Origin of the sequence: Phocaeicola fibrisolvens, assembly GCF_025567125.1 — a bacterium.
Classification (GTDB): Bacteria; Bacteroidota; Bacteroidia; order Bacteroidales; family Bacteroidaceae; genus Phocaeicola; species Phocaeicola fibrisolvens.
The window spans coordinates 23892-35128 of the sequence record NZ_JAOQJI010000005.1 but is presented as its reverse complement, the minus strand read 5'-3'; the positions used below and the strand labels follow the sequence as shown (position 1 = coordinate 35128).

Genomic DNA, 11237 nt, shown 5'->3' with positions numbered 1-11237 from the left:
CATGACTCAAATACTTGAAACCCTATATAGCCGGCTGACCGGACATGCCCCTGCAAGCGTAGAGGCACTGCCGGGAGCTGGCTCCAACCGAAGCTATTACCGCCTGAAGGGCAACCCGACCCTCATCGGGGTGTGCGGTACTTCGCGCGAAGAGAACGAAGCCTTCATCTACCTGTCGCATCATTTTCAGGCACAGCATTTACCCGTGCCGGCAGTACATGCTGTTTCCGACGACGGACTCTGCTACCTACAGGATGATTTGGGCACGGATTCCCTGTTCCAGCTCATCGCCCACGGAAGAGAGACGGGAGAATTTGACGAGACAGAACGGAACCTGCTGAAAAAGGTCATCCGGCTGTTGCCCCGCGTGCAGTTTGAAGGGGCAAAAGGGCTGGATTTCGGGAGATGCTATCCGGCGGTAGAATTTGACCATAGAAGCATCCTGTGGGACTTGAACTACTTCAAATATTGTTTTCTGAAAGCGACGGGCGTAGATTTCCGGGAAGATTTGCTGGAAGATGACTTCGATGCCCTCTGCCAGACCCTGATGGGAAGTATGGAATCCCAACCGGTATTCATGTACCGCGACTTCCAGAGCCGGAACATCATGGTGAAAGACGGAGAACCTTACCTGATAGACTTTCAGGGAGGACGGAAAGGACCGATTTATTACGACGTGGCTTCTTTCCTCTGGCAGGCCAAGGCCAACTATCCGGACAGTCTCCGCCAGGAACTGATAGACGAGTACATGGACGCCCTTCGCCCGTACAAGCCAATCGAAAAAACGGAATTCCTGTCGCGCCTGCGCCATGTGGTATTGTTCCGCACGCTGCAGGTACTGGGAGCTTACGGCTTCCGCGGTTACTTCGAAAAAAAGGCCCATTTCATTGAAAGCATTCCTTTTGCCATCGAGAACCTGCGCCAGCTGTTGCAGGAAGGTTTCCCGGAATATCCTTATCTCTGCGAAGTGTTGCAGCGCATGACGGGACTGAAGCAGTTTGCCGTGGTCCGCAACCGCCGCAACCTGACCGTGACGGTGATGAGTTTCTCCTACCGGAAAGGGATTCCGACAGACGAGAGCGGAAACGGCGGAGGATACGTGTTCGACTGCCGCGCCGTACACAACCCCGGACGCTACGAGCAGTACAAGTCGCTCACGGGACGGGATGCACCGGTCATCGAGTTTCTGGAAAAAGACGGAGAAATCACGGAGTTCCTGCGCCACACCGATGCCTTGGTGGATGCCCATGTGCAGCGTTTTTTGGAACGGGGTTTCTCACACCTGATGATTTGCTTCGGCTGTACCGGTGGACAGCACCGCTCGGTATATTCCGCACAGCATACGGCCGAACACTTGCATGAGAAATTCAAAATCAACGTACACCTGATTCATCGGGAACAACAAATAGACCAATTACTGAAAGCCAAATGAAAGCCATGATATTTGCTGCCGGACTGGGTACCCGGCTCAAACCACTGACCGACCATACTCCCAAAGCCTTGGTGCCGGTGGCCGGACGTCCCATGCTGGAGCATGTGATTCTCAAACTGAAAGAAGCGGGATTTACTGAACTGGTCATCAACATCCATCATTTCGGAGAACAGATTCTCGATTTTCTGAAAGCCAACCAAGATTTCGGACTAACCATCCACATCAGTGACGAACGCAAGATGCTGCTGGATACGGGAGGCGGCATCAAGAAGGCAGCAACTTTCTTCACAGGAACGGAACCTTTCCTGGTACACAATGTGGACATTCTGTCGAATGCCGACCTGAAAGAAGTCTATGAGTTTCACCGAAAGAGCCGGAATCTGGCCACCTTGCTGGTCAGCCCGCGCAAGACCTCGCGCTACCTGCTGTTCGATGCAGACAACCGCCTGAAGGGCTGGATTCACAAAGACACCCTGCAGACCAAACCGGAAGGATTGGTATATGAACCGGGGAAATACCGCGAATACGCCTTCAGCGGCATCCATGTGATTTCACCGGAATTGTTTCATTACATGGAAGGAGAGCAATGGACCGGCAAATTTCCCATTATGGATTTTTACCTACAGAACTGCCGCCAACTCCTGCTCGGCGGATGCGTAAAGGAAGATTTACAACTGATTGACATCGGCAAGCCGGACACGCTGGCCCGGGCCGAAGAATTTCTACAGCATTAACATTAATACCATGTAACGGCACTACCCGTATTGCTTCGCTGGTCCCACTTCAGGGCATCGGTCAGCATACTGGAGTTGGCACGGATGGAGAAATTGTAGGAAGTGAACGGGCCGAACACCAACCCACAGCTCATATTAAAACAGTGCAAGTCGCGGGTAATGTTCAAGGTGGTCATAGACATTTCCTTAGTGGTAAAGTCATACCCTGTAGAATACGTCATGTTCCAGCGGCTTCCAATCTTGAAGTTACCCGACACATTCAATGAATGGGTCAGTGAGTACGGATACCGCATCTTCTTGATATTGATTTTCTTGGAACGGTCCTCCCGAATGCTGTAACTGTAGCTCAAGCTGATGCTCCACGGAAACTTAAAGGCCAGGTAACCGTCCGAATCCAAAGAAGCCTTCTCCGTCTTTCGCATATTGGAATTATTGTTCTGACTTTCGGTTTCCTCGTCAGTATCGTCCTCCTCATCCGAGTTTTCCTTATCCTTCTTGTTCTTATCGTCATTTTCATCCTTCTTACCGAAAAGTTTCTTGAAGGTATCGTTGTTCAAGGTATAAGAAAACGAACCGCTGTAGCCCTGGAAACGTCCGAAACGCCCGTAAGACCATTCCGTACGATCACCTACCACGACATTACCATTTTCATCAAACTGATAGGCGTAGGTAGCAAAGGAAGCGTTCATATTGAATGTATAGCTCTTGGTCAACTTCATACGAAGGTTCATGCTCAAGTCACTCCATCGCTTGTTGGCCACATCATAAGAAAGAGAAGCTCCCAACTGGTCAATCAGACTGATTTTCTTGTAGCCCGTGGTATCCTTGTCCGACTTCATCTTCATTTCAATGTTGTTATCCACAGAGAAACTGATGTTCTGTGACATCTGTTTTCCGGGCACCCCATACACAGCCCCTTCATACGGCGAATATTCCACGGTACGCACTTCTCCGTTTTCGTCCGTATAAGTATAGGTATCGTAATAGCCATAACGTGCCTTACCGAAATCCGGCGTATACGTATAGCTGATTGTCGGTGTAAAGACGTGACGAATCTGAATTTCCTTGCTCTTCATGAACAACGGCTTGTACATACCATACAATTTGGTATTCATCTGCAATGCCAGATTATAGTCGTACACACGGTTGAAACCATTGATGGTATCCCGACGCACATGATCGGTAGAAGTAGAGTTCGGGTCGTAGCTCTGCTTCACTTTCCGCAAATACCAGCGTTCCGTATAGTTGAACGAAGGTACGATGTTGATGTATTTGAAAAGGTTGAAAGTGGCCGAAACCGGAATTTTATGCTGCATACCATTCTCCCACTGAGTCAACGGGGTTTTAAACAGCAAGTTATCCTTCGTACTGATGGAGTTGGTAATACTTCCGGTATACTGCAAAGAAATCTTCTCATACCAGCGTTCATCACCCGCAGACTTTTTCCGCTTGAACGGATAGATACGGTTCAACGAGATATTGACATCCGGCAAGGTCATGCTCAAAGAAGAGTCACGCGTATTCTGCGTGATATTGAACGCTCCCGAAATGTTCAACCCGATTTCCGGAAAGTTACGAGAATAACTCACACTAGACGCCTTGGTATTCTGAGAGTACTGCTGCGGATTGTACAAACTGCTCAAGCTGGAACGGTCATAACTACTGGTGGCAAAGTTCACACTGGCCGAGAACGAACTGTTCGGATTGGCCTTGGCATCCTGCCGGTGACTCCACTGAATACGGAAGTCCTTCGACACTGAATAGTCGGGCATGTTCTTTTCACCGGTTTTCGTCACCAGGTAACTGGCATTAAAAGAACCGCTAAACTTGTATCGCTTGGTGTAATTGGAAGCCGCCGAGAGTCCCCACGAACCCTTGGTAAAGATTTCACCCAATACTTTCAAGTCCATCTTGTCGCTGATGGCGAAATAATATCCTCCATCACGCAGATAGAAACCACGGTTCATTTCATCTCCATACGTCGGCATGATGAAACCGGAAGAATAGCTGCTGTTGAAAGGGAAGAATCCAAAGGGTACGGCAATGGGCAGCGGCACATCTTCCACCACCAACTGGGCCGGACCGAATACCACATTCTTCTTGGGACGGACCTTCGCCATGGAGAGTTTCAAATAGAAATGAGGATGCTCATGGTTATCACAGGTAGTATATTTTCCATGGCGCATGTAAATCTCGTCATTGGCTCCTTTTTTTCCCTCCTCACTGGTGACATATCCTTCACCCTGCTGTGTGACAATATTATTGATGAATCCTTTCTTCGTCTTGAAGTTATAGCGCATAATCTTGGATTCGTAGGGAGTTTCTCCATCCTTGAATATCGGCGTACCGGTCTCTACCCCCGTCGTATCGGCCACACCTCTTGCGTAGACCGTACTGCTGTCCATATTCATGGAGATAACTGCAGAAGTCAACTCGATGTTCTGGTAATTGACCTTTCCTTCTCCATAAAGATGTGCATAACCTCCCTTGGTAAAGACAATGGAATCGCTCGCCTCATAAATGACAGGGGCATCCAGCGGCTCCTTCTTCTTGGCGGTGTCTGCGGCCAATGTATCCATCCCTAACGAATCCATCGCCAATGAATCCCGCTGAAGAGAATCGGCTGTCACCGAATTTCTGTCCCCTCCCCGCATACGTTTTCCTCTCACACGCTGCGCTTCGGCATAGAATGAGCAGAAAAAGCCAAAAACAAACAAGGATAGCAATAAATATGTTGTTCTTCTAAATGATGTCATCACCGTTTTCTTACGCAATATGCGGTGCAAAAGTAAGCATTATCCTACAAATAAATGTCAAACCTTTCCTTATTTATGTATTTTTAGTTCTACAAGAAGAGTTTACACCAGGCATCAAAACGGGTGAGCCCCTCGTCGCCATGCTTCTCGATGCTCTTACGGGCCTTTTCCACACTCTTCTCCTTATCCAGTTTGGTCTTTGAATAGAACTTATCGGCAAAACAGATAATCTGCTCCTCCAGACTGACAGGAATCATATCGCGATGGGGTATCGGCAAATTCTGTTCGAGAATGCTCTGCAAGGACAGTCCTGCCCCCGTGTGACGCTCGCACACCAGTGCATGACGCGGGTATCCTTCACGGGCCACCAGTTCCGCCCCCAGATAGCCATGGCAGATATAGGGATATTTACCAAAACAATAAATGCCATCGGCATCGGTCTCAAAGATACCGATGTCGTGCAACATGGCGGCTTCCTCAATGAAATTCAAGTCCAAGTTCAGTTCCGGATGTTTCCGGGCCATGGCCAGTGCCTTGTCGGCTACCGAACGGCTGTGTACCAGCAGAATGTGTCTCAACTCATTTTCTACCGGATAATATTTGTCTATCAATGCAAGTGGATTCATCATAAAGGTGCTATATTTGTAAAAAGTCTCACAAATCTATAAAAAATCCATGAGTTACACGAAAAGATTCCGATTGAATTACATACTGGGGCTGTGCTGCCTCTGGTTTGGGGCCCTGCAAGGACAAGCCACCGTGCGCAACGGGGCCGACCAACTGGATAAATTACTTCCGCTACTGGAAGGAAAACGGGTTTCGCTCGTTGTTAACCACACTTCACTTTGCGGAAAAACCCATTTGCTGGACACCCTGTCTACCTACCTCAAAATCGTGCAGGTGTTTGCACCGGAACACGGATTCCGCGGAGAAGCCGATGCCGGAGAAAGTGTCAAAGATGGGAAAGACCTCCGCACGGGAGTTCCCATCCGTTCTCTTTACGGGAAAAGCAAGAAACCGCTTCCCTCCCAACTGGCGGGTACGGATGTGTTGGTTTTCGACATGCAGGACGTAGGTGCTCGGTTCTATACCTATCTCAGTACACTTTACTACGTGATGCAAGCCTGTGCAGAGAATCATAAGGAACTGATTGTGCTGGACCGCCCCAATCCATGTGACTACGTAGACGGCCCGGTACGAGAAAAAGCCTATAAAAGTTTTGTGGGCATGCTTCCTATCCCGGTGCTTCACGGCTGTACGCTGGGCGAACTGGCCCGGATGATCAACGGAGAAGGATGGCTGGGCCACCAACTGCAATGTTCCCTACACATCATCCCAGTGGAAGGGTGGAGACACGGACAATCGTATTCGCTTCCGGTGAAGCCCTCTCCCAACCTTCCCAATGACCTTTCCATTGCACTCTATCCTTCCCTCTGCCCGTTTGAAGGTACTGCGGTGAGCGTAGGAAGAGGTACCCTATTCCCATTCCAGGTAGCAGGCTCACCCTATTTGCGCAAAGCCTTTTCCTTCCACTTCACGCCCAAAGCACTGGAAGGATTCGACAAGCATCCCCTGCACCGCGACTGTACCTGCTACGGAATAGATTTACGTACAACAGACCAGCTCCCTCAAGGCTTTTCCTTGCAATACGTCATCCAATTCTACCGGGCCTACCAGTCCCTCTATCCGGATGCAGAGAAACGGTTCTTCACCCGCTCCCGATGGTTCGACCTGCTGATGGGGACCTCACAAGTACGCAAGGACATCCTGCAGGGAAAGACCGAAACGGAAATCCGCCGGACCTGGGAAAAAGATTTGCAACTCTATCGGGCTATCCGTGCAAAGTATCTGCTATATGAATAAAAAAGAGCGGACAGCAGTCTTCTCCTGCGAGATTCCTGCTGTCCGCTCTGTATTCTTTCAATTTCAAGAATTATTTTTTCTTCATTTTCTGCATCATACCGGCCATCTTGCTACCTGTCACCATCTTCATCATCTTGCGAGTCTGGTCGAACTGCTTCAGCAAGCGGTTCACTTCCTGAATGCTGGTACCACTACCTTTGGCGATACGCGTACGGCGTGTGCCGTTCAGGATTTCCGGATGTGTACGTTCTTCCGGTGTCATGGAATAGATAATGGCTTCAATGCTCTTGAAGGCATTGTCGTCAATGTCAATATCCTTGATGGCCTTTCCTACCCCCGGAATCATGGAAGCCAGTTCCTTCAGGTTACCCATCTTCTTAATCTGGTGAATCTGTGTCAGGAAGTCGTTGAAATCAAACTGGTTCTTCTGGATTTTCTTCTGCAAACGCTTTGCCTCTTCTTCATCGTACTGTTCCTGCGCACGTTCTACCAAAGAAACGATATCACCCATACCCAAGATACGGTCGGCCATACGAGCCGGATGGAACTGGTCTACGGCATCCAGTTTTTCACCTGTACCGACAAACATAATCGGCTTGTTGACCACGGTACGAATAGACAGGGCCGCACCACCACGGGTATCACCATCCAACTTGGTCAGTACCACACCGGTGAAATCCAGACGTTCGTTGAACTCACGGGCTGTATTCACCGCATCCTGTCCGGTCATGGCATCTACCACAAACAGGGTTGCATCCGGATTGATGGCCTTCTTGATGGCTTCAATCTCGTTCATCATCTGCTCGTCAACAGCCAGACGTCCGGCGGTATCGACAATCACCAAGTCATAACCTTTTGCCTTGGCTTCCTGAATGGCGTTCAACGCAATCTGCACAGGATCCTTGCTGTCCAATTCGCTGTACACCGGCACTTCTACCTGCTGTCCCAGCACTTTCAACTGTTCGATAGCAGCCGGACGATACACGTCGCAGGCTACCAGCAAAGGCTTGCGGTTTTTCTTGGCCTTCATCATACGGGCCAGCTTGCCAGAGAAGGTAGTCTTACCAGAACCCTGCAAACCTGACATCAGGATGACAGCCGGACGGTTTTTCAACTCGATTTCTGCCGTATCTCCTCCCATCAGGGTGGTCAGTTCATCGTGTACTATCTTTACCATCAACTGGCTGGGCTTGACTGCTGTCAAGACATTCTGTCCCAAAGCCTTTTCCTTTACCGTATCGGTAAAGTTCTTCGCCACTTTATAATTCACGTCCGCATCCAACAAGGCACGACGGACATCCTTCAAGGTTTCGGCCACATTGATTTCGGTGATTTTTCCTTCACCCTTCAATATCTTAAACGACCGTTCCAGTCTTTCACTTAAATTATCGAACATATATGTTGCTTTTTTATTTATTATCAAAATTTTCCAGCGTGCAAAATTACAAAAAAATCAGTATGCTCAAATCTTTTTATTCTGCCATTTTGCTTTTTTCAGATAAATGAGGCTGAAAGTCAGCATCAATATATAGTAAATGACCTCGGTAGTGAAGCAAATATCCACCGGTGCCTGGAGAATCATACCTACTCCTACCACATAAAGGGCATAGAACACTTGCACACATACTTCAAGCACCAAGGCAGCCTGCGTGTTTCCCGTACCGGATATGCCATTGAAGTACACATTGGCCAGTGAGGAAATCAACATGGCTCCACACACCACATACAAGGCCGATACAGACTCGTGCCACAAGGCTTCTTCATTGGTATAAACCGACAAGATACTTTCAGGAAAAGCGACACAAAGTGCCACACACACCACCATAATCAAAAAAGACATGCGGGCAATCTTATGCAGCAACGTCAATACGCCTGCTACTCCTCCTGCCCCAATCAGATTGCTGACCAGCGTGTTGGCTGAGGTGGACAGCGCCTGTACGGGTATCAGCAACACCACGTACACACTACGCACAATGTTGGCGATTGCCAGCTGCCGCTGTCCCAAACGTTCCAGTGCCATGAAAAAGACAAACCAGATGGCCATGGCCAGAAAATACTGCACCATCGTGAAGCAGGAGATACGCAAGATACGCATCACCATCGCCATGTCGAATTGTCCGAAACGGTTCAATCCGTATTTCTTCAAATCTACTTTATAATAGGTATATAACAGGAAAAATACCAACGAAGAAGCTTCTGCAATGACAGAGGCCAAGGCGGCTCCCCGTACCCCCATCTCCGGCAAGCCCAATTCTCCAAAGACCAATCCGTAGTCCAACACCACATTCACCAGTGCCATGACCACCGCATTCAAGGTCAGTACCTTGGTACGGGTAATGCCGATATACAATCCCCGGAACATGACATTCACAAAGGCAAACAGGAATCCCCAAATACGCCAGACAAAGAATTCATACGTGGCTTCATAAATGGAATCGGAAGCAATCAGCAGGCGAATCAACAGTCCGGCAGAAAAATACATCAGTGCCAACAGGCAGACAGCCATTACGAAGCTGAAAGCCGTGCCTTGCCACATGACCGGTCCCACGGCCCGGTAATTGCCCTCACCGTTACGTCGGGCTATTAGAATCTGTGAACCGACGCTGAATCCAAAAGCAATAGTGTACACACAGATATACAACAATCCTCCCATGGCTGATGCCCCCAATGCGACCTCGCCCACACGTCCTAAGAAGGCCGTATCGGTCACGTTAATCACATTCTGAGCCAGCAAGCCCAGAAAAATCGGATAGGTCACATGCCAGATTTCTTTATTGGTGTACATACGTCAGGAAATAAATTGAGTAAAAACCGCATACTTTTGCAAAGATACACATTTCGCACAAGATGGGAAGGAAAAGACCTGAAATCGCCCCATTCGTTTCAAATAAAACAATTTCATTTAAAATAAATTTTGCACATTTCGTTGGTTCTTGCGCAATTTTAAATTACTTTTGCGGCCTATTTCTAACAAACAACCTATTAAAACGAATGAAGAAAATTCTTTTTCTCAGTGCAGCGACACTGTGTCTTTCCTCTCCGGCTTTTGCGGGAGATTATCTTACGAATACCAACCAACACGCCGCTTTCCTCCGTATGGTCGCACGAGGAGCTTCCATCGATGTAGACGGTGTGTACAGTAACCCCGCCGGACTTTCCTTCCTGTCTCACGAAGGATTCTATCTGTCACTGACCGGACAAAGTGCTTATCAGACACGCGAAATAAATGCTACGTTCCCACTCTTCCAACAAGCGGACGGTGCCGGAACCAACCGTCAGTACAAAGGAACAGCTTCTGCTCCTCTTATCCCCAGCTTCCAAGGACTCTATAAAAAAGACAACTGGGTGATTTCTGCCAGCTTCGCCATTACGGGAGGTGGAGGAAAGGCCTCGTTCAGCAACGGTCTTCCCATGTTTGATGCCCTGGCCATGGGAATGATCAGCCAGCAGACGGGTGGGAAAGTCACTCCGCAAATGTACGACATCAATACCGCCATGGACGGCAAGCAGTATATTTACGGACTGCAACTGGGATTAAGCTATAAAATCAATAACTGGCTGAGCGTTTTTGCAGGTGGACGAATGAACTACGTAAGCAGCGGATACGAGGGATACCTGAAAGCGCACCTGAAAGAAAACCTGGGTGGCACCCAACTGACTAACCTGGAACTGAACTGTGACCAAAGCGGATGGGGACTGACTCCTATCCTCGGAATAGATGCCAAACTGGGACGCTGGAACCTGGCAGCCAAATATGAATTCAAGACAAACCTGAACATCGAAAACAAAACCAATGTACTGGAAGTGCCTGCAGGTACTCCAGAAGCTATCATGAAACCTTACGCCGACGGTGAACAGACACCAAGTGACATTCCGGCCTTCCTGAGTGTAGCCGCCGGATACGAAATTCTGCCCAACCTGCGTGCTTCGGTGGAATATCATTTCTTCGATGACAAGCATGCAGGCATGCTGAACGACCGTCAAAAGACCCTGAAACACGGTACACATGAATATCTGGCAGGCCTGGAATGGGACATCACCAAACGGCTGACCGTCAGCGGGGGATACCAACGGACCAATTATGGCCTCAGTGATGAATTCCAGACCGACACCAGCTTCTATTGTGATTCGTATTCCTTGGGCTTTGGAGCAAGAGTAAATCTGACACAGGCATGGAGCATCGATGTGGCTTATTTTTGGACGCACTATGACAAATATACCAAAGAAGTGGCCAGCTACAACGGTACCGGACTCAGTGGAACAGACATATACTACCGTACCAACAAAGTTTTCGGCCTGAGCTTGAACTATAAATTTTAAACTTCTTCCGCTTCGTATCACATGTATCCAAACATTCTTGATACGGAGCGGATTTTTCATATCCGACATCCTCAACCAGACAATTTGTCACATTTTATTTCATTCCACGAAAAAAAGCTACAATCCATTGCC

General features: G+C 48.6%; 8 protein-coding genes. 4 read left to right on the top strand and 4 right to left on the bottom strand.

Translation table 11 applies throughout. The annotated features are described in order from the left end of the window. The first annotated feature begins 1 nt into the window (after window position 1). Both OCV81_RS03240 and OCV81_RS03235 read left to right on the top strand, forming a co-directional pair. Entirely contained in the window at window positions 2-1432 is a 1431-nt protein-coding gene (locus OCV81_RS03240; protein ID WP_148328327.1) for a RapZ C-terminal domain-containing protein, read from the top strand. Next, window positions 1429-2166: a nucleotidyltransferase family protein gene (locus tag OCV81_RS03235; protein ID WP_148328323.1), complete on the top strand. Its 738-nt coding sequence runs from the start codon at window positions 1429-1431 to the stop codon at window positions 2164-2166. The genes OCV81_RS03240 and OCV81_RS03235 overlap by 4 nt, the downstream gene beginning before the upstream one ends. Before the next feature lie 2 nt (window positions 2167-2168). On the opposite strand, the gene OCV81_RS03230 is transcribed toward OCV81_RS03235, so the two are convergent. Both OCV81_RS03230 and OCV81_RS03225 read right to left on the bottom strand, forming a co-directional pair. Next, window positions 2169-4820 carry a putative LPS assembly protein LptD gene (locus tag OCV81_RS03230; RefSeq protein WP_262640070.1) on the bottom strand — a complete coding sequence of 884 codons (2652 nt, stop codon included), beginning with the start codon at window positions 4818-4820 and terminating at the stop codon, window positions 2169-2171. A gap of 191 nt (window positions 4821-5011) precedes the next feature. Next, window positions 5012-5548 carry an HD domain-containing protein gene (locus tag OCV81_RS03225; RefSeq protein WP_148328528.1) on the bottom strand — a complete coding sequence of 179 codons (537 nt, stop codon included), beginning with the start codon at window positions 5546-5548 and terminating at the stop codon, window positions 5012-5014. Window positions 5549-5597: 49 nt separating this feature from the next. On the opposite strand from OCV81_RS03225, the gene OCV81_RS03220 reads away from it, so the two are divergent. Then, the gene (locus tag OCV81_RS03220) at window positions 5598-6785 is read left to right on the top strand and encodes an exo-beta-N-acetylmuramidase NamZ family protein (RefSeq protein ID WP_148328321.1); all 1188 of its coding nucleotides are present in this window, start codon (window positions 5598-5600) and stop codon (window positions 6783-6785) included. 70 nt (window positions 6786-6855) lie between these two features. Here the strand turns inward: OCV81_RS03220 and ffh are convergent, their stop codons facing one another. Both ffh and OCV81_RS03210 read right to left on the bottom strand, forming a co-directional pair. Beyond that, on the bottom strand, window positions 6856-8181 hold the full coding sequence (gene ffh / locus OCV81_RS03215; RefSeq protein ID WP_148328319.1) for a signal recognition particle protein: 1326 nt from the start codon (window positions 8179-8181) through the stop codon (window positions 6856-6858). Window positions 8182-8247: 66 nt separating this feature from the next. Continuing rightward, window positions 8248-9570: an MATE family efflux transporter gene (locus OCV81_RS03210; protein WP_148328316.1), complete on the bottom strand. Its 1323-nt coding sequence runs from the start codon at window positions 9568-9570 to the stop codon at window positions 8248-8250. Window positions 9571-9776: 206 nt separating this feature from the next. Between OCV81_RS03210 and OCV81_RS03205 the strand changes: the two genes are divergently transcribed. After that, window positions 9777-11105: an OmpP1/FadL family transporter gene (locus OCV81_RS03205; RefSeq protein WP_148328314.1), complete on the top strand. Its 1329-nt coding sequence runs from the start codon at window positions 9777-9779 to the stop codon at window positions 11103-11105. Window positions 11106-11237 lie beyond the last annotated feature (132 nt).

Excerpts from the sequence above, each read along its gene's own strand:
- OCV81_RS03240 (WP_148328327.1), top strand. The coding sequence starts at position 2 with ATGACTCAAATACTTGAAACCCTATATAGCCGGCTGACCGGACATGCC.
- OCV81_RS03235 (WP_148328323.1), top strand. The coding sequence starts at position 1,429 with ATGAAAGCCATGATATTTGCTGCCGGACTGGGTACCCGGCTCAAACCA.
- OCV81_RS03230 (WP_262640070.1), bottom strand. The coding sequence starts at position 4,820 with ATGCGGGGAGGGGACAGAAATTCGGTGACAGCCGATTCTCTTCAGCGG.
- OCV81_RS03225 (WP_148328528.1), bottom strand. The coding sequence starts at position 5,548 with ATGAATCCACTTGCATTGATAGACAAATATTATCCGGTAGAAAATGAG.
- OCV81_RS03220 (WP_148328321.1), top strand. The coding sequence starts at position 5,598 with ATGAGTTACACGAAAAGATTCCGATTGAATTACATACTGGGGCTGTGC.
- ffh (WP_148328319.1), bottom strand. The coding sequence starts at position 8,181 with ATGTTCGATAATTTAAGTGAAAGACTGGAACGGTCGTTTAAGATATTG.
- OCV81_RS03210 (WP_148328316.1), bottom strand. The coding sequence starts at position 9,570 with ATGTACACCAATAAAGAAATCTGGCATGTGACCTATCCGATTTTTCTG.
- OCV81_RS03205 (WP_148328314.1), top strand. The coding sequence starts at position 9,777 with ATGAAGAAAATTCTTTTTCTCAGTGCAGCGACACTGTGTCTTTCCTCT.